We start from the raw sequence: 18696 nt of genomic DNA, 5'->3' as shown, positions 1-18696 counted from the left end.
AGCGCGCCCGGCGTTTTTATCGCGAGCGGGGCGCCCGTCGCCGATGGCGGGCTTTTCGCCTCATCCCTTCGGCGAAGCTTGCTCGCTTCAGTCGCCATTTCTGTACATAATTTAATCAAATGGCACCTTTCTTGCCTTTTATCTACGTTCCCCGACGGCGGCGTTCGTCGGTCAATATAGATAAAAAGGACAGGAAAATGGCGCAAATGAATGAAAACGTCGCGACCGCACCGGTCTCTCCCTTACGCGATTTTTTCGCGAAACCACGCATCATCGCCAGGCCCGGTTTTAACCGCTGGCTGGTGCCCCCGGCCGCGCTGGCCGTTCATCTCTGCATAGGTATGGCCTACGGATTTTCGGTTTACTGGTTGCCTATGTCGCAGCTAATAGGAGGAAGCGAGTCCTTACAATGCCCCGTCACGATGTCGTTCTGGCAGCAGCTGTTTACCCGCGATTGCGACTGGAAGATCTCCATGCTGGGATGGACCTACACGCTGTTTTTTTGTTTTTCTCGGCTGTTCGGCGGCGCTGTGGGGCAGCTGGCTTGAGAAGGTTGGACCACGGCTGGTGAGCTTTATTGCCACCTTGTGCTGGTGCGGCGGCCTGTTGCTATCCAGCATCGCTATCTATTTCCACCAGCTTTGGTTGCTGTGGCTGGGAGCCGGGGTCATCGGCGGAATCGGTCTCGGACTGGGCTATATCTCACCGGTTTCGACGCTGTTGCGCTGGTTTCCGGATAAGCGCGGAATGGCGGCCGGAATGGCGATCATGGGTTTTGGCGGAGGCGCGCTGGTGGGGGCGCCGCTGGCAAACGGACTGATGAATTACTTCGCCGGTCCGGCCGGCAACGGGGTATGGCAAAGCATTCTGGCGCTGGCGGCGATTTATGCGCTGTTTATGCTCGCCGGTACCTTTGGCTATCGCCTGCCGCCCATGGGCTGGCATCCTTCGGGTGAGAAGGCGCAAAAAACGATCCGCAATAATCCCACGATCCAGGTGCACGTCCGCGTCGCCTGCCGCACTCCGCAGTTCTGGCTGCTGTGGATGGTGCTGTGGCTCAACGTCACCGCGGGGATCGGCATTCTCGGTATGGCCTCGCCGATGCTGCAGGAGATCTTTGCCGGTAAACTGCTGTCGCTCGATCTGAGCTGGCATGAGCTGAACGGCGAGCAGCTGAAACGCATTGCTACCATGGCCGCAGGATTTACCGGCCTGCTCAGCCTGTTTAACATCCTGGGACGTTTTTTCTGGGCATCGGTATCCGACCTGTGCGGGCGCAAAATGACCTTTGCGATTATTTTCTGCCTGGGCGCCGCGCTGTACGGGACGTTGCCGCTGGTGAATCACGGCGGCTATATCGCGCTGTATGTCTGCGCGATGTGCATTATCATTTCGATGTACGGCGGAGGCTTTGCCAGTATTCCCGCCTATCTGGCCGACGTCTTTGGCTCACAAATGGTCGGCGCGATTCACGGGCGTTTGTTAACCGCCTGGTCTGCGGCAGGGATCAGCGGCCCGGTGCTGGTCAACTATCTACGCGAGTATCAGCTGACGCACGGGGTCCCGCCCGAGCGCGTCTATGATATTACGCTGATGGTGCTGACCGGCCTGCTGGTGATGGGTTTTATCTGTAATCAGCTGGTGCGTCCGCTGACGGAAGAGCATGCGATGACCGCGGAACAGCAGCAGCAGGCGAAAGGTCTGTACACCATCAACAAGAATGCTCAGCTTACGTGGGAGGCCCGTCCGTCCACGCTGCTGCTAACCGTAAGCTGGGTGGCGGTGAGCGTGCCGCTGTTATGGGGCGTCGGCACCACGTTACAGCAGGCCGTGAAGTTTTTTATGTAGGTTCTTGCAGCCGATGCCGCCCGTGATTCCCTGGCGGCTCTTTATGCGCTTACCGGCGTGCCTGACTGGATATGTTGAAGGATCCTCTCGACCGCCTCTTCGGCGGTCAGTACGGAGGTATCCAGAGTCAGGCTGGCGGCCAGCAGGCGAGCAAGGGTTGATTTCCCGGTACCGGGCAGGCCACCAAAGATCAGTAACATAGAGACGACAGCGTCATGTTGTTTCCGCTGGTGATGATTATTGATGATTTTCCAGCTTACCTGAACACGGATCTTATTCAGTCAGGTATGATTAATATTCAATACTGGCTGAAGCGGCATCAGGAGGCGTCTGCAGATAATCGTCACGTCCAGGGCAACGTTCAGTGATAGTGATACCGTCCCGCAGGCAATTTACTTAAGCCTTTTGCCCTCATCATCCACCACTTTCTCGCCATCTTCCTTTGCAAACGCGCCCTTTTGCGCGTCAGGAAGGATATCTAGTACCACCTCCGATGGGCGGCACAGGCGCGTTCCCAGCGGCGTCACCACAATCGGGCGGTTAATCAGGATTGGATGCTGCAGCATGAAATCGATTAACTGGTCATCGGTAAATTTATCTTCCGCCAGGCCCAGTTCTTCATAGGGCTCAACATTTTTACGCAGCAGCACTCGTACCGCGATCCCCATATCGGCAATGAGTTTGACCAGCTCATCGCGTGGCGGTGGATTTTCAAGGTAATGAATAACGGTGGGTTCAGTACCGCTGTTGCGGATCATCTCCAGCGTATTACGCGACGTGCCGCAGGCCGGGTTATGATAAATGGTAACGTTGGTCATTTGTGTATCTCATGACAAAGTGAAAGAGAGACGTAGCGCCAGCGCGGCCAGCGTTACAAACAGTACAGGCAGAGTCATGACGATCCCGGTGCGGAAGTAGTAGCCCCAGGAGATGGTCATGTTCTTCTGTGAAAGTACGTGCAGCCAGAGCAGCGTTGCCAGGCTACCAATAGGTGTAATTTTCGGCCCCAGATCGCAGCCAATCACGTTGGCATAGATCATCGCCTCTTTGATCACGCCGGTTGCGGTGCTTCCATCGATAGACAGTGCCCCCACCAGCACGGAAGGCATGTTGTTCATGATGGAAGACAGGAAAGCCGTCAAAAAGCCAGTACCCAGCGTCGCGGCCCAGAGTCCTTTATCCGCCAGCACGTTCAATACCCCTGAAAGGTATTCGGTTAGCCCGGCGTTGCGCAGACCGTAGACCACCAGGTACATCCCCAATGAGAAGATGACGATCTGCCAGGGTGCGCCACGCAGCACTTTGCCGGTATTGATGGCATGACCGCGCTTAGCGACCGCAAGCAGAATGATCGCCCCTGCCGCGGCAATCGCGCTGACCGGAATGCCAAGCGGCTCGAGGACGAAAAAACCGACCAGCAGAAGAATCAAAACTATCCAGCCGGTGCGGAACGTAGCCGGATCTTTAATGGCGTTTGCCGGCGATTTAAGCAGGACCAAATCGTAGGCCGGCGGGATATCTTTGCGAAAGAACAGGTGCAGCGTCACCAGCGTAGCGCCTATGGCGGCAATATCGACCGGCACCATTACCGAGGCATATCCAGTGAATCCCAGCCCGAAGAGATCTGCCGATACGATGTTCACCAGATTCGACACAATAAGCGGCAGGCTGGCAGTATCAGCAATAAACCCGGCAGCCATTACGAAGGCCAGCGTCGTGCCCTTGCTGAATCCTAATGCCAGCAGCATGGCAATCACGATGGGCGTCAATATTAATGCCGCGCCATCGTTGGCAAACAACGCCGCCACCGCTGCGCCGAGCAGAACAATATACGTAAACAGCAAACGGCCACGACCGTTTCCCCAACGAGCTACGTGCAGCGCAGCCCATTCAAAAAAGCCGGACTCATCGAGCAGCAGGCTGATAATAATTACCGCAATAAAGGTCGCCGTCGCGTTCCAGACGATATTCCACACCACCGGGATATCATCGACATGTACAACGCCAGCAATCAAAGCCAGTACCGCGCCCAGCGACGCGCTCCAGCCGATGCCTAACCCCTTCGGCTGCCAGATAACCAGAAAAATGGTCAGGACAAAAATAGCACCTGCCAGTAGCATACCCCCTCCCTGAAGATCACATTCGAAAAAACATATATATTACGGCAAATTTTTAAAGGCAGAACGCTTTACCGCTTCCAGAACAGTTTGCTGATGCCAGCTTGCGGGCGATGGCCTGTACGATCTCCTGTTGGCTTAACCAGGCCTGCGCTATTACCTGTGCCGCCCATGCAGGCATATGCGGTGATAAGCGATAGTGCACCCACTTACCCTGCTTGCGATCCAGCAATAATCCGCTTTCCCGCAGCATAGCCAGATGGCGGGAGATCTTGGGCTGCGACTGATCCAACGCCGCGCAGAGATCGCACACGCACAGCTCCCCCATCTCTTTAAGCAGCAGCACAATACCCAGGCGGGTTTCATCGGACAGATTTTTGAAAAGCTGTAAGGGTGTTAATGACATCATTCCTCCCGATCGTCGATGGACAGGATACTCCACAGAGATATAAGTTCAACACCACATATGAAAAATCATATGTGTTAAGTAACAAAAAACAAGAGGCAAGTATGCCAGGCGGGTTAACCAGATCAATTTATAGGGGAAGAGCAGAATTCAGAAGTCTGGAGCGGGCGAAGGGATTAGAACAATCAATATATTAAATTGAATTTAAACAATTTTTTAAGTTATAAGTGAATTTATACCCCCATACATACCCCCAAAGCAAGGATGTTTGAAATCCCACCTCTTCCCTCGTATTGATAAATCAGCAGATAGCGCGATGATAGCAAAATGCTTTCATACTCAAAGGTAGAAATGCAATTGTTCTAAACTAGCTACGGTTAGTGATACCAAGATAGCGACGAGCCCTCATGATATCAACAATCGTAAGGTAAGGCGCTTGCTCCTGCCAGCTAAATCCCCTTTGGTCGACACGGACCAACTCGTACTTCTCCACCAGAAAATTAACGGCATCGACAAGCGTGATGCCAGCTTCGATATGTCCCTTAATAACAGCTTCATCGCTGAACGGCGTGTCATTTAACGTCAGGCCGTAGTGTTGCTCAAGTAGCCGAGCAAGCAGCATTTGCCAGACAACCACGGGCGATGGATATGGCTGAACAGCCCGCTGGTTTATTGCAGGTAAAGTATTCATGAGTTGTTCTCTTAAAAATGAGTACTAAAAGTCGGTTAGCTTTGGGTGGGATAAATGGCGATATAAACGTAACCGCAGGAGCCCAGCGTATCAGCTTCGCAGGTCAGCCCCTTTGCATAGAGCGTAACGCAATGCTGGTGTCGGGGATTTAGTTCGCCGCTGGTAAGCATGAGCTCCACCTGCTTCAGCAGTACCGGGAATGCCTGGTCAAGATGGAGTAAATCCGCTTCATTGAACTGACCTGTTATGCTGGCGCGGTCAGCCAGGTAATGCAGGCAATTACCTTCCTGGACCATACGTGCGCCAAAACAAGGGATGACGTTACGACTCAAGCCCCACCAGGGCTCAGCAGTATCGTCATTCGCTGTCAGTGTCTTATTCGACATCTTAAGCTCCTTTTATAAGGTTAATTTAGAGTGACGCTGCGCAGACAAACATAAGGTCCGTTCCGGTCCTGGCGTCGTTCGGCAAAGACAGCCAGAACACCTTTGATATCCTGAACTTCACGACCATAGTAATGGCAGACGCTTCCGGACCAGCTATATTTCCCGGTACAGAAGCGAAACAATCGGGATTCAGGATGCAGACGATAAATTGCCATCGCCTGACGCTTACTGATAATTTTCATTAGCCTTCCTCTTCTTATAGCCATCCATGCTCAGCAAACGACAACGCTTCACCATCACCAATGATGAAATGATCCAATAGCCGGACATCGACCAGCTCCAGAGCTTCTATAATCCTGGACGTAATAGCTCTGTCAGCTTTACTGGCATCGGTAATGCCAGATGGGTGGTTATGAGAGACGATTACCGCAGCTGCATTATGACGCAGTGCAGATTTCACAATTTCGCGAGGATGGATTTCGGTATGGTTAATCGTGCCGAGGAAGAGCGTTTCATGCTCCAGCAGACGATGCTGATTATCGAGATAGATAACAACAAAGACTTCGCGCTCCTGCTTTGCCAAATAGAGCTGTAACCATTTTTTCGCGAAACTAGCGGCAAGGAACGACTCACTGGGCTGCCGCTGATATTTCTCCAGTAATCGCAGGGCACGACGGATGGTACGTTGCTCATTCATCGGGAAGACCGAAGGTAAATTCAGCTCGGACATGGTGGCTCCTTAAAAGAAAAAGCCCCGTAACAACCAGCTACAGGGCTATAAACAAACACGGAGATATCGTTCATGAGGCGAGTTGCAGCATATTTTCTGCCATCACCCACAGCGCTCGATTCAGCTTCACATCACCATCAATACCTTTAATTGCACGTGTATGTGTGCGTCCTCCTTTTGCATTGCGACCGTTCAAACCACCTTTGATTAGGTTCTCCTGAATACGCTGATAAGTTGTCCAGAGATCTCCGGACTCATCCTGCCAGCGACGAGGGGCCAATAGCTGTGATTCCGTCACGGGCTGATGCTCCTCGCCAAAGCGATATGTCAGTGCAGCTTTTGCCAGTGCCTGTTGTGCAGGCGGCGGAAGCATTAGTGACTGCATGGCATCGCGTTTTTCCTCCACCCTGTCAAACACCCCAAGCACCTCGTAAGCCCCTTCGATAACCTTTTCCACCACGTTGCCCTTATGGGGCACTCGCACCTCTCCAAAGCTCTCGCCGCAAATCAGTCCGTTCTGACAGACCGATCGGAACAGTCCCGGCAGCATCTGGTATGAACTGGAACCGTCATGGCTGTTAAGCAGGATAATTTCCGGTACCTGTTTACCGGTAATCTGCCCTTCGCGGCGCAGACGTAGCATATGTTTGGTGTGTTCCCGCTTGTCGGGGTTACGCACACGGGTCTGGCAGGCAAAGAACGGCTGAAAACCTTCGCGCTGCAGGTTATCCAGCAGAGTGATGGTCGGGATGCAGGTATAGCGCTCGCTGCGCGATTCATGCTTTTCCTCACTGAACACGCTGGGAACATAGTGAGCAAGTTCATCACGGGTTAAGGGACGGTCACGGCGAACAAGGTTCACCGCACCAAAGCGGGATGCTAATCGCATAATTCACTCCTTTGTGTGTTTATCGGTATAAAAAGAAAAGGCCACGCTCCCGAAGGAACATGGCCTTTAACATTAAAAATGGCGTGGCGGATAAGACGTTATTGCCCCATATATTCAACCCTGGCACTGGTGGCCTTACCATCAGCACCAACGGTCACCACCACCTTATCGTAGGTACGATACCCGGCATTGTAGACCTCATAAACCACAGTATTTCCCTCCACTTTGTAGCTGCCGAAATCAGCGGCCTCAGCCGTGTCACGGTCATACTCTTTCGTGTACGCTTCTTTGGCCGCTTTCATGACTGAGCCTTTGTTAATCTCCGGCGCTCGACTCCCGGCACTGGCAGCAAGGGCAGATACGTATTTCGGGCAGACCGTCATCATGTCCCCACGGGTGAATGTCAGTTGCGCACCAAAGACCTGAAGGGTCGATGTTTCCTGACCTGCAATCGAAGCAATTGCCTTTCTGGCGGCTGCAGGTGCCTGCCCACCTTCAACCTCAACAGCCTTAAATCCTGTTTGCTGGTTGCACAACTGAGATGTGGGTACCAGATTGCCGTTTACACTGATGCGACTCCCCATCAGCTCCTGCGGGCCATTGGGGCAGCCCTGCAACTGACCAAAGATGCCAATGGTGTTGTTTTTCAGCATCACCAGTACCTGACCATTATCGGTCAGCGTCTGGCACCAGCCGTTTTTCACAGCCCAGTTACCCGCCTGAGCAGAAACCGAAATGGCTGACAAAACAAGTGCAATCACGGTCTGAATTTTCATATGTCACCTTATTAATGAATCAGAAGCGGCAACGGAGGACGCGGTACACAGAACCTGATGCACCTTTGTATCCGGACCATCACGTCAACGTCCCTGTTCGTCGTGCTCATGAACACTTTTGAGAAAGAAATATCCCTTTGCTTTGATAGGTAAAAGCGATCAATAGGGGGCTTATACATCGACATTTTAATAGATAAAAACGATCGATATTCTATTATCGATCGTTTTTACAGATCAATATACTGTTTTTTGAATGTGGTAATTGAGGGGTAAAGCGGCGGATTTTAGCCAAATATTCGGTCCCATAATGCCGTGGCAAGTTGCACTAACTTTTGTCGGATACTCCTTAACAGAGCAGTCCAGACAGAAGGCAGGTGGTCAGGATTAATCACCGTGTCAAAAGCCTTACCCGCAGCCTCACCAAACTGCTGCCGTACAGCGGCGTCAGTGTCCGGGGTCTGATGCTCTGGTTTCAGCTGGCAATACACGGCACTGCTGGCCTGTACGGGCAAGGCATGCACAATCAACTCCACCAGGGCGGGCAGGTTATAGCCGGTATGTGCAGAGACAGCCATGACCGGGAAAGAGGACGGCAACTGACCGGCAACCTGCGCACTGACTGAAGCCAATGAAAGGCATTGTTCAGAAGAAGGTGATGCCTGCCAGGGCTCACCATCCCTGAGGGGTGGAATGCGGTCGGCCTGAGTCAGTACAAACAGGAAACGTGAAGGGTCGGCACCGGCTTCCATCAGTGCCCTGTATGCCGTGATATCCGTTGCCCGAGCACGGTCATCGGCACGCAGTACCCAGATAATCAAATCCAGCTCTGCCAGCAACGCTTTATAGAGCGCCAGATATTCCTCGTCGTATTCCGGTGTCTCGCCCACCCCAGGCAAATCCACCAGTGTCATGCTGCGCTCACCAACGGTGAGTAACAGACGCTGGGGTTCCCGGGTGCAGCCCAGCAAATCACTGGTCAGACAGATGGGTTGCTGAAAAAGCGCGTTGCATAATGAACTCTTGCCCGCACCACTTTTGCCCATGATGCCTATCATGGGTTCATAGCGAATCGCCTCCTGGAGGCGGGAAAGAATACGTTCAGCAGAATGCGGGGGTAAGAGATTAAGACAGGTGCGCAGAACATTGCTTGTATCCTGCGGGTCGGGGATTTGAGGCATGATTTACTCCTGTGAAAAAATAGCGCCGGAAAATGGTTAACCGTCTGTTCAAAGGAGTAATATAGGTTTAAATTTTTCTGGAATGAGGGAATATGAAATGGCTAAATGTGTACGAAAAAACTGCAATCGTTTAGTGTCCCCATTACCTGAAGCAAAACGTAAAAGGCTCTGTAAAAAACATTATTTGCGCTTCTGCGAACTGAGTGAGCGCAAGGAAAAAGACCTTGTTTATCGGATTAATAAATATATCCCTCGTAAAATAAAACGATTAAAGAAGGGGCGCATTTACTATTGCGCATTCAATAGCAGGAGGGGATATGTCAGAAAGATATCTTCAATTGAAAATGCTGGATTAATAAGACAGGCCAGATAGAAGCTTGTATTAATACGAAAAACACCGGCTTGGAGAAACACAGAAAGCTATGTACGCCGTATAAGAATCGGGCCGGATATTCCTGTTTCATTAAATGAAGTAACGGAACTGTATAGTATCTACTCCTGGATTAATTTTTGTAAAAACAGCAAGCTTTATGCAATAAATTATCTTGGTGGCGGCGAGGGAAATTTAAAATTGCAACTTTATAAACTTCCTTCCCCAAGTAAGATAGGAGATTCCTCACACCAACAAAACATTATCACACCTATTACTTTAAAAAACAAAGTAATTAATCAACTCGCAAAAAACCGCAATTCCAGGGGGACTACTAACGTAAAAAAACCACTCAGCCTGTACAAATCTTTGATTGAGTTAGAGGATGAACGGGTTGTGGCATTAAAATTACTCCAATTAACAATTGAGACATCTGTACACCCTCACCAATATAGTAATAATCTACCGTATCTTAGCCCTGGCGATGTCCCTCCATTATTTGGCCTCTTATTAAATGAACTAAAAAGACTGAATGTCGTTGGCGTGAATGATTCGATGTTAAAACTCGCTAAAAAATACAAAAATGAATCCTTTACGTTAGAGTTAATAGCAATTCATGTTATTTTTAACATGGCAAGAAATGGCACCCCCGAAGTTTATTCATTTTTATCAAGTAAGTTTGATAAAAATGGTCATTTGTACAGGTCCGTAATGATTATCTTCATGATGCTTGAGTTGGATTTGGATTCTTATTCTGAATTATTGGGGTTTTACAACTCTTTCTTTAGTACGGATGTAATCAAAATCAAAGATAATATATTGCTATGGGCGTCAGGTAAGAAAGAAACACTCCCTTTTGAATACCAACCTGGAATTTAAAAATTAAAGGTGTCTAACACCAACAAATCTGATAGTGATTGTCATTCTCATTTGTAAATTTCGTTTTTTTAGCATGTGCGAAAAAATCGATCATGGTGGTGAAAGCCTCGTTAGTGCTATGACATAGCTTGCTATGCGCTAAACGCGCAGAGCTGTGAATCTCAACCTTGAGAGGTACTTCTGGAAAATCAACATAGCTTTACACAGTCTAAAATTTGCTTGCAGGCGGCTCGATAGGACTCTCTTAAGTACAACCCTAACAAAGGGCACATACTGAGCATAAAAGATATTAACTGTATTTTTTTACTGTTGAGTACCATGGTGTGAGGTGAATATCCAAGGTACCACTGGGTACCACACATCGCCTCCCGAACTCACACTACATTGCGGGAGCATTTCCATGACAAACAAAACTCATCCGATATCATCCAGCACCCAGACAACCACATCTTTACTGAATGATCAGCTCGTTGATATGACGTTCATCACCGCCTATACAAACATGACAGACAAATGGTTCTACCGATTAATTTCAGAGAATGCGTTCCCTGCACCAATTAAACTGGGTCGCAGTTCACGCTGGCTAAAAAGCGAAGTGGAAAAATGGATGCTGGATAGAATACAAGCATCTCGAGGTTAGAACCTTTAGTGTTGGTGTTTTACACAGGAAGGTTACGTAATTTAATATAGGTTTTTTAATATAATTATACTCACTCTCATTTGTTCTTATATTCACCGCTTACTGTCAATGTCTCTTTTAAACACCCTCGCAAATACTATTGGAACAACCAGCCTCGCCTTTAAAGCAATAATTAATTTAAGTATCAGCTCAGCATTGCCTTAAAGAAAAGTCTTGCATGAAACATCATTAACTTAGTGCTTGCACTGGCCTCTCTCATCATCAGCAGTGGAATAATCATGCTAAAAAATTCAGATAGAAATTTTAATGAAGACTGGTTCCTGGCTTCAGTTCTCAATGCACACATCGATGAAATGATAAACAGATACTCATGCCTTTTGGCATTACGTATGGATTTTTTCTACAAAAAGAAAAGTGCCAGGCATTCACACTTAAATCACCAAACACTTGAACATGATTTGCGTGAACTAATGGAGAAAATGACAAAAGAGAAAGGTGTGGTGGGCTATTTCTGGGTTGTCGAATGGACTGAACGACATAGATACCATGCGCATGTCGTATTCTGGCTGGACAGACAAAAAACACAGCACTCTTATCCCTTTGCCCTTACAGCAAATACACTTTGGGAGGAAATAACGCACCGGGACGGCGTATCGCACCGATGTGAATATCGGCCGCAGTATTCTAGAAATATCAATATACCTGTTCGGTATAACGATCCGGAAAGCATTAACAATATCCGTCATGTTCTGAGCTATCTGGCTAAGGAAGAACAAAAAGAAGGTTTGTGTGCATACGGCTGTAATGACGTTTCTCCACGATCAGCGGCAGGGCGTCCACGTAAGCCAGGCCCCTGATCCTACGGCTACGCAACTGGCTCTGCATCCTGTACAAACCCCGTTATTACGGCGACAAATAATGTCCTCGCGGACATGACTGGACCTGCCGCTGGAACCCTGACGTTCCGACCTGTAGTGAATCAACAATTCCACAACTCCATTTATACCCGGCAGCTCTCCTGTCGGGTATTTCTCATATCTGTCAAACAAGGGACATCAAAAATGAAACAGCCAGAGAACACGATCGCGGTAAAAGTGGCGGAATACCGTTTACACATCACCCGGCTAAGGATCTGCCGGGATAGCCTGGCTGGATGTTGCAGTGATGCCGAGCGGCGTGGCTGGCGTTTGAGAGCTCTTGAGCAGTTAAGTAAAGCCTCACTGCTCTACTGCCGACGGGCAAGTTCTGCCGATACCTGCAAGTTTCAACAGGCCTGTGAAGGTCTCCAGCAACACATCAGCAGAGTTTTACCAGAAGGCCAGTGGTGCGGTGATTTGTTTGGGCAGGGGATGCAGGCAAAATTTTGAGGTATCTGTATGAAACAACAACCGACTAAATTCGCGATCGATGAATGGGGGAATTTGGTCAATGCAGAAGATTTTCGCTATCCCTCATTCTGGAAACTGTACTGCTTCTACTGCAAGAGTCCGGTAGTACTGGTTCTTGCCCCGAACGGGCAGGTATCGCATTTTCTGCATGATGAAACCTTTATGGTATCAGCCGATTTCATGGCATGCCCGAACGTGGAATGTTCCTAACCGCAGTAACCCGCGTCAAAAGCAGAAAACGACTTTTTCGGCCACAACGTCCCCTTTTACACACGCCCCTTATTTCCATTATTGAAAGAGAAATTGATGAACAATTGCGCTGAAAATGAAGCGTTAAAGACGAACTCTGATGGTAACAATGTCATGCTTATTCGTAGAGTGTTGCAGCAGGCGACTGATCATTACCCACGACTGGCTGCGCTGGGGTTTACTCTACAGTATGCGAATTGCCACTCCTGCGACAACGAACAACAAAGTAATGCCCAGTTGCTACGTTTTCACGCTGAAGCCTATTGCAGAATTGGCGAATATTCAAAGAGGCGTATTGAAGCGGGTAAACCATCGCAACCTGCGCTTCTTCGCTGGTTGTGGGAGGCTGAAAGTATTTCAACATGTCGGATGATGATGCTATTCAATTTGGGTGTTTGCAGTCATCCCCGATATGACTCTTCTGCATCGGATGAAATTCAGGAAGTAATGTCATTGCTGGCGGCTGCATGGCGTGAAGTCGAACCGGACGGGGAGTTAAAGGAAATAAAAGTCCATCGGATAGAGAGAAATAAGCCAGCAGATTTCGATAAGCGTTATGCTGAGTTACGAGATACGGCATTGCAAATGGCCTCGCCAGTTGCTTTTGCCAAGAGTTTTCCGACAACGTAGTTATTGCCACCCATTTCTACTGGCATTGCAGTTCGGTAACACTATGAGAATACTGCTTATCGCTGGCCCCAAAAAACCTGCAATAATCTTTTCGATTAATGAATATCACTCATAGTCCCAATCCTCCTGCCTGTGATTATCAACAAGCACAAACCCGTTAACATACCCTTATCTCTTCATGTCCAACGGATCACCATGCTTAATCAACAGGCAAAAACACAGTCAGCTACAGCTAAAAAAACCGGTCTCTCGTTTCTACTCATTCTCAGCGCGTTAATGGCTGTTACTTCGTTATCAACCGACATCTATCTTCCGGCTATGCCGGTCATGGCAAAAGATTTACAGGGTGACGCAGAGCTGACAATCACAGGGTTCCTTATCGGTTTTTGCATTGCACAACTGATTTGGGGACCAATTAGCGATCGTTATGGACGCCGTCTACCGCTGTTTATCGGTTTAGGTCTATTTATCATCGGCTCGGTGGGCTGCGCGTTATCAACAGATATTGTACAAATTGTCTTCTGGCGAGTTTTTCAGGCGTTAGGTGCCTGTACCGGGCAGATGCTGGCTCGAGCAATGATCCGTGACCTGTTTAGCCGCACTCGTGCAGCACAAATGCTTTCGACTCTGATGATCATCATGGCCATCGCGCCGATTGCCGGGCCCCTGATCGGCGGGCAGATGATTAAAGTCACCTCGTGGCATGCCATTTTCTGGCTGCTGGCGATTATCGGGACATTAATGCTGATGTCTTTATTCTGGTTGCCGGAGACATTACCTGCTGAAAAACGCTCGCACGCCTCCGTAACCAGAGCATTTCACAACTACTATGCCTTGCTCACCAACGCCAGATACATGCGATTTACTTTGTGCCTGACGTTCTACTACGTTGCAGCCTACGCCTTTATCACCGGTTCCCCATTTGTGTACATCACATACTTCGGCGTTGACCCGCAGCATTACGGTTGGCTGTTTGCAGTAAACATTGTTGGACTGATGGCGGTGAGCATGGTCAACAGACGTTTGGTTCACCGCTATCCACTGGAAGCGTTGCTCAGGAATGCCGTATTCATCGCCGCTATTGCGGCAATAGTGCTGGCAGTCACCACCGGTCTGGGTATGGGTGGAATTATCGTGATTGTCGGCGCTGTGTTCGTGTTCTTCTCTATGAATGGCATCATCGCGGCGACATCCACGGCTTGCGCTCTGGACGCAGTGCCTAATGTGGCTGGTTCCGCATCGGCGCTAATGGGCGCGTTACAATACGGCAGCGGCATCATCTCTTCACTTCTTCTTGCCCTGTTCAGTGATGGCACACCATGGACGATGGGCTGGATAATTGCGTTGTTTACAGCAGCCAGCGCCCTGATGGCACTGACCGTTCAGATAAAAAAATAAAACGTAGTTATTGATGCCAGACGACACTTTCGTCCAGAGATACCCGCCCTTCCCTGTAACTCAGGAAGGGATGCGTTTTATCTGGGATCCCAAAAGAAATACCGTAAAGCAGCCTGAAACTCTCAGGAACATTTAATATTCGACGCACCGTTTGGGCAAAATAACTCAGCACTGCCTGTGGAACGCCTGCGTAACCTCGAGCTGCCAGAGAAAGCAGGAATGTCTGGGCATACATACCGGCGTCCGAGGCTACGCGAACGTTGTCCCCTACAGCAGGAATGAACAGCAGAGCAACATGAGGCGCGCCGAAAAATCTCACATTACGCTCGACCACTTCTGAGCGACTTAAGTTATCCCCCCGCGCAACGCCCAGTGCCTGATAGTACGAGCGCCCCTGCTCCGAAGCCCGTTGCCTGAATGGCTCGGGATAAGCTTCTTTATCAAAGGTAAAATCAAGACTGTAGTTCCCCGCCCTCAGATCTTCCGTCAGTGCGTGGCTTAATTCACGAAGTTTATCTCCTGCAACAATATGCAGGGACCAGGGTTGAGTATTGCAGTTGGATGGTGCGCATTGCGCTTCGAGCAAAATGTCTTTGAGGATCTCTCTGGGGATAGGAGTTGGAAGAAAGGCTCTTGCCGAGTATCTGTTTTTTACTACCTCACTAAATGTTGGCTCTTGCGAACTCATTTGCTTCTCCGCCTGAAAGTAATTTGAAGTGAATGATTCACTCTATCCAGATCCATCCTGTCACATCAGTCTCATCGTTTTCATTCCCGGTTCCAGATTAGGTCTATGAATTCTATTCATAGCGCCTATTTAAGCAGCGTAATTATCTTTAACCGCAACTTCGTTAATCTGGGTCTATCGCGTGAACACGCAAGCGGAAAATGGCTACAGCTGATGGACATACCCCAGCCTGCGCGGCTGGGGCATCATCGGAGGCTAACTAAATATTCTTATTGAAGAAGACGTCTAACTTTTGCATTGCCTGGTCAACGTATTTGGGCACCCAATACGTCTCGATATGGGTAGCGCCATCGATCAGGAAGAGTTCTTTGTCCTTCGTACCAGTGGCTTTCGCGAACGCGTCTTCAGTCATATAGAGCGTATCCGCTTTTGTACCGGCAATCATCAGCAGCGGTTTATTGATGAGATTGATATGGTCCGTTACGTCAAAGCTCATCAAATCCAGAAGACTGCTGGTGGTGTATTTAAACGTGGAATTCGGGTGCGCGTGGGTTTTCCAGTAGTACTCGTAGCCCTGGCGATACAAGGCAAAAGGTAATTTAGCAATCTGTTCATCAGTCAGGTTGGCATCGCCGGAGTAGAGCTCCTCTCCTCCGGCTGCTTCCTGAGCACGTGCGTCAGAAGCCTGCTGAAGACGCTGCTGGATAGTATCCAGCTGTGAATCCTGCATACCGTTGCGGCGCACAAGGCCTGAATTAAACATGCTGATGGTTGCTATCGATTTGAACCGCTTGTCAGTTTCAGCCGCAACAAGTGAATACCCGCCGCCTCCGCAAATACCCAGCAGACCAAGGCGGGCGGTATCTACACCAGGATACTGACTGATGTAGTCAGCCATGCCGTGAATGTCCTCGATACGATTAGCAGGTTTATCCACGCTGCGCGGCATCCCACCGCTAGCGCCCTGATACGCCGCATCGGCGGTAATCGTGATGTATCCCTGCTCGGCAAGACGCTGAGCATACAACCCGGCGACCTGTTCTTTTACGCCGCCATTAGGATGTGCCACCACTACAGCAGGGTATTTTTTGGCGGGATCGTAGTTAGCAGGGGTATAGACATTCGCAGCAATCTGGATGCCATGCAGATCGTATTTCACGGGATGAATGTTGACCTTGCCTGTGACGTTCTCAGTTATGGCACCGTCATAGACGAGTGTGAATGGATTTTTTTTGTAATCAGCCGCATTGACTGAGGTCACTCCGGCCATTGCCGTGAGTAGCATTGCACTGATAAGCGTGAATTTCATGGTCTCTCCCGATGAGTGTCGGCCTGGTTATACAGGCCCGCAGAATCAAATTTGCAGGCTCAGATTAGGCGGAGAGGGCTGTCAGCATCGTGACAGGGAAATAACATTTTTGTCAGGAAACAGGCTGGGATGGGAAAGCATTTCTGACAGCGCTGTCAGGTAGCCGTCAGCTTTATGTTGGCAATCCAAAGGCAGAATGGTCTCGCTTAAATGAGATTCATGTTCAATTTTCTGAGAAACGGAGCGATCAATGAAAAGACAGAATGCCCCAACAATGCCAGAGCGGCGCAAGCTATTAGTCGCCGGGGCCGGTATTGCCGCCGCCTCGCTGATTCCGCACGTATCAGCGGCGAGCCAATCCTCTCAGGTCGATTCATCCAGACAACCCAGCCAACGCAATGCTGCTCCGGGCAAGCGTAAACTCGGGAAGCTGGAAGTTTCTGCCGTCGGTCTGGGCGTGCAGAACATGAGTCGTAAATACGACACCTCCGTTCCCTGGCGTCCCGAGATGATCAATGTTATCCACCGGGCATTTGATGAAGGGGTAACATTCTTTGACGCTGCTGAAGCCTACGGCCCGTTTGAAGTCGAAAAAATTCTCGGGGAAGGCGTCGCCCCGTTCAGGGACAAAATCGTTATCGCCACCAAGTTTGGCTGGAACATTGACCAACAGACGGGTAAGCGTCTGCCGGGCCTTAACAGCAGACCTGAGCATATCCGACAGGTCGTCGACAATATGCTCAAACGCCTGCGTACCGATCGTATTGACTTACTGTATCAACACCGGGTTGATCCACAGATCCCGATCGAAGATGTCGCCGGTGTGGTGAAAGATTTAATGGATCAAGGGAAAGTCCTGCACTGGGGTCTGTCTGAAATGGGCATCAACACGTTGAGACGCGCTCATGCAGCATTACCCGTTACCGCCGTACAAAGTGAATACTCCATGCTCTGGCGTGGCCCTGAAAAGCAGGTATTTCCGGTGTGTGAAGAACTGGGCATTGGGTTCGTGCCATGGAGCCCACTCGGCGTGCAATTTTTAACGGGCTGGATTGATGAGAGTACCCGGTTCGCTACCGGTGATTTCCGCGCGACAGAAACGCGTTTCTCGCCTGAAAACTTGCCACACAACTTACAGCTGGTTGAACTACTGAAATCCTGGGCAATACGAAAAAATGCGGCACCGGGACAGATTGCTCTGGCATGGCTCCTTGCGCGTAAACCCTGGATTGTCCCCATCCCTGGCACCACCAATAAAGACCATATGCTGCAAAACACAGCGGCTACCGGCGTATCGCTGACTTCCGCTGAGATGACCGAGCTCACCCGCTCACTGGATGCGATCACTATCCAGGGGCAACGTCTGCCGGATGCCGTGCAGGTTTATTCCGATGTTGAAGCACCAATGAAAAGTTAAGAGGAAGTCCCGTTATGCGCCTGTTGTTAGTCGAAGATGAAGAAAAAACGTCAACCTATCTCTCCCGTGCGCTGGGTGAGTCCGGGTTTACGGTAGATGTCTCTGCAGATGGCGCGGAAGGACTGCATTACGCGCTGGAGTTCGACTACGACGCGATAATACTGGATGTAATGCTGCCGGGGATGGATGGTTACCGGGTACTTGAGGGTGTGCGAGCAGCCAAACAGACGCCGGTGCTGATGCTCTCGGCTCGGGGTTCGGTCGATGAACGCGTTAAAGGGCTTCGCCTTGGCGCGGATGATTATCTGCCCAAGCCCTTCTCGCTGATTGAGCTGGTGGCGCGTATTCAGGCACTGGTGCGCCGCCGCGCTACGGATGGCGCAGACATCACCCAGCTGCAAATTCACGATCTGCATCTCGACCTGCTGGCTCGTCGCGTATTTCGCGCCGGAACACGGCTGGAGCTGACCGCGAAAGAGTTTTCCCTGTTGAGCCTTTTGGCCCGGCATCAGGGAGAGATTCTGTCAAAAATGATGATTGCGGAGCAGATATGGGACATGAATTTCGACAGCGATGCCAACGTGGTTGAAGTGGCCATTAAACGACTTCGGGCCAAAGTGGATGCGCCGTTCGATATCAAGCTGTTACATACCGTTCGTGGCATGGGGTATGTCCTCGAAGTCCGGTCCGAATAAATGAAGGGGATA

The 18696-nt window shown here is 49.9% G+C and carries 22 protein-coding genes and 1 pseudogene; 10 read left to right on the top strand and 13 right to left on the bottom strand.

The features are described 5' to 3' along the window. Positions 1–197 precede the first annotated feature (197 nt). A pseudogene (locus ACE3MN_RS04380) lies at positions 198–1848 on the top strand (OFA family MFS transporter). A 41-nt stretch (positions 1849–1889) separates the two neighbouring features. Here the strand turns inward: ACE3MN_RS04380 and ACE3MN_RS04375 are convergent. The 11 genes from ACE3MN_RS04375 to ACE3MN_RS04325 all read right to left on the bottom strand — a co-directional run bounded on the left by ACE3MN_RS04375 (position 1890) and on the right by ACE3MN_RS04325 (position 9021). Next, positions 1890–2048, bottom strand: coding sequence for an AAA family ATPase (locus ACE3MN_RS04375; protein WP_004134456.1), 159 nt, complete (start codon positions 2046–2048; stop codon positions 1890–1892). Positions 2049–2240: 192 nt separating this feature from the next. Beyond that, positions 2241–2666, bottom strand: coding sequence for a glutaredoxin-dependent arsenate reductase (gene arsC, locus ACE3MN_RS04370; protein ID WP_024358596.1), 426 nt, complete (start codon positions 2664–2666; stop codon positions 2241–2243). Positions 2667–2675: 9 nt separating this feature from the next. Further along, complete coding sequence (locus ACE3MN_RS04365; protein ID WP_064343183.1) at positions 2676–3968, bottom strand: arsenic transporter; 1293 nt, start codon at positions 3966–3968, stop codon at positions 2676–2678. Between the two features lie 52 nt (positions 3969–4020). Continuing rightward, positions 4021–4371, bottom strand: a complete 351-nt coding sequence (locus ACE3MN_RS04360; protein WP_004134443.1) for a transcriptional regulator — start codon at positions 4369–4371, stop codon at positions 4021–4023. 367 nt (positions 4372–4738) lie between these two features. Beyond that, a complete protein-coding gene (locus ACE3MN_RS04355) occupies positions 4739–5062 on the bottom strand; it encodes a TA system toxin CbtA family protein (protein ID WP_029602169.1) in 324 nt (107 codons plus the stop codon). 35 nt (positions 5063–5097) lie between these two features. Continuing rightward, positions 5098–5448 carry a type IV toxin-antitoxin system YeeU family antitoxin gene (locus tag ACE3MN_RS04350; protein WP_375364259.1) on the bottom strand — a complete coding sequence of 117 codons (351 nt, stop codon included), beginning with the start codon at positions 5446–5448 and terminating at the stop codon, positions 5098–5100. 20 nt (positions 5449–5468) lie between these two features. Beyond that, positions 5469–5690 carry a DUF987 domain-containing protein gene (locus ACE3MN_RS04345; protein ID WP_098067229.1) on the bottom strand — a complete coding sequence of 74 codons (222 nt, stop codon included), beginning with the start codon at positions 5688–5690 and terminating at the stop codon, positions 5469–5471. A gap of 14 nt (positions 5691–5704) precedes the next feature. Then, positions 5705–6178 (bottom strand): RadC family protein, encoded by a 474-nt coding sequence (radC, locus tag ACE3MN_RS04340; RefSeq protein WP_209573830.1) that lies wholly within the window; start codon positions 6176–6178, stop codon positions 5705–5707. A 70-nt stretch (positions 6179–6248) separates the two neighbouring features. Next, positions 6249–7070, bottom strand: a complete 822-nt coding sequence (locus ACE3MN_RS04335; RefSeq protein ID WP_032437350.1) for a DUF932 domain-containing protein — start codon at positions 7068–7070, stop codon at positions 6249–6251. Between the two features lie 95 nt (positions 7071–7165). Further along, positions 7166–7843 (bottom strand): hypothetical protein, encoded by a 678-nt coding sequence (locus tag ACE3MN_RS04330; protein ID WP_209573828.1) that lies wholly within the window; start codon positions 7841–7843, stop codon positions 7166–7168. 284 nt (positions 7844–8127) lie between these two features. Next, positions 8128–9021 carry a GTPase family protein gene (locus tag ACE3MN_RS04325; protein WP_209573826.1) on the bottom strand — a complete coding sequence of 298 codons (894 nt, stop codon included), beginning with the start codon at positions 9019–9021 and terminating at the stop codon, positions 8128–8130. 571 nt (positions 9022–9592) lie between these two features. Here ACE3MN_RS04325 and ACE3MN_RS04320 point away from each other — a divergent pair. The 7 genes from ACE3MN_RS04320 (at position 9593) to ACE3MN_RS04290 (ending at position 14575) form a co-directional block, all read left to right on the top strand. Further along, the gene (locus ACE3MN_RS04320) at positions 9593–10270 is read left to right on the top strand and encodes a hypothetical protein (protein WP_375364257.1); all 678 of its coding nucleotides are present in this window, start codon (positions 9593–9595) and stop codon (positions 10268–10270) included. Positions 10271–10670: 400 nt separating this feature from the next. Then, the gene (locus tag ACE3MN_RS04315; protein ID WP_004129359.1) at positions 10671–10910 is read left to right on the top strand and encodes a helix-turn-helix transcriptional regulator; all 240 of its coding nucleotides are present in this window, start codon (positions 10671–10673) and stop codon (positions 10908–10910) included. A 278-nt stretch (positions 10911–11188) separates the two neighbouring features. After that, the gene (locus tag ACE3MN_RS04310; protein ID WP_098067235.1) at positions 11189–11767 is read left to right on the top strand and encodes an inovirus-type Gp2 protein; all 579 of its coding nucleotides are present in this window, start codon (positions 11189–11191) and stop codon (positions 11765–11767) included. 204 nt (positions 11768–11971) lie between these two features. After that, on the top strand, positions 11972–12277 hold the full coding sequence (locus tag ACE3MN_RS04305; protein ID WP_098067236.1) for a hypothetical protein: 306 nt from the start codon (positions 11972–11974) through the stop codon (positions 12275–12277). A 9-nt stretch (positions 12278–12286) separates the two neighbouring features. Further along, positions 12287–12508, top strand: a complete 222-nt coding sequence (locus ACE3MN_RS04300; RefSeq protein ID WP_176518995.1) for a hypothetical protein — start codon at positions 12287–12289, stop codon at positions 12506–12508. A 96-nt stretch (positions 12509–12604) separates the two neighbouring features. Continuing rightward, positions 12605–13177: a hypothetical protein gene (locus tag ACE3MN_RS04295; protein WP_098067238.1), complete on the top strand. Its 573-nt coding sequence runs from the start codon at positions 12605–12607 to the stop codon at positions 13175–13177. Positions 13178–13372: 195 nt separating this feature from the next. After that, entirely contained in the window at positions 13373–14575 is a 1203-nt protein-coding gene (locus ACE3MN_RS04290) for a multidrug effflux MFS transporter (RefSeq protein WP_375364256.1), read from the top strand. Positions 14576–14582: 7 nt separating this feature from the next. Here the strand turns inward: ACE3MN_RS04290 and ACE3MN_RS04285 are convergent, their stop codons facing one another. Both ACE3MN_RS04285 and ACE3MN_RS04280 read right to left on the bottom strand, forming a co-directional pair. After that, a complete protein-coding gene (locus ACE3MN_RS04285) occupies positions 14583–15263 on the bottom strand; it encodes a nitroreductase (RefSeq protein ID WP_098067240.1) in 681 nt (226 codons plus the stop codon). A gap of 259 nt (positions 15264–15522) precedes the next feature. Continuing rightward, positions 15523–16548, bottom strand: coding sequence for an alpha/beta hydrolase (locus ACE3MN_RS04280; protein ID WP_223226932.1), 1026 nt, complete (start codon positions 16546–16548; stop codon positions 15523–15525). Positions 16549–16822: 274 nt separating this feature from the next. Between ACE3MN_RS04280 and ACE3MN_RS04275 the strand changes: the two genes are divergently transcribed. Further along, positions 16823–17989: an aldo/keto reductase gene (locus ACE3MN_RS04275; protein ID WP_176518996.1), complete on the top strand. Its 1167-nt coding sequence runs from the start codon at positions 16823–16825 to the stop codon at positions 17987–17989. Between the two features lie 14 nt (positions 17990–18003). Beyond that, on the top strand, positions 18004–18684 hold the full coding sequence (locus ACE3MN_RS04270; protein ID WP_021571249.1) for a heavy metal response regulator transcription factor: 681 nt from the start codon (positions 18004–18006) through the stop codon (positions 18682–18684). Positions 18685–18696 lie beyond the last annotated feature (12 nt).

The organism is Klebsiella grimontii (assembly GCF_042137965.1).
Lineage (GTDB): Bacteria > Pseudomonadota > Gammaproteobacteria > Enterobacterales > Enterobacteriaceae > Klebsiella > Klebsiella grimontii.
This window is presented reverse-complemented; position numbering and strand designations above follow the sequence as displayed.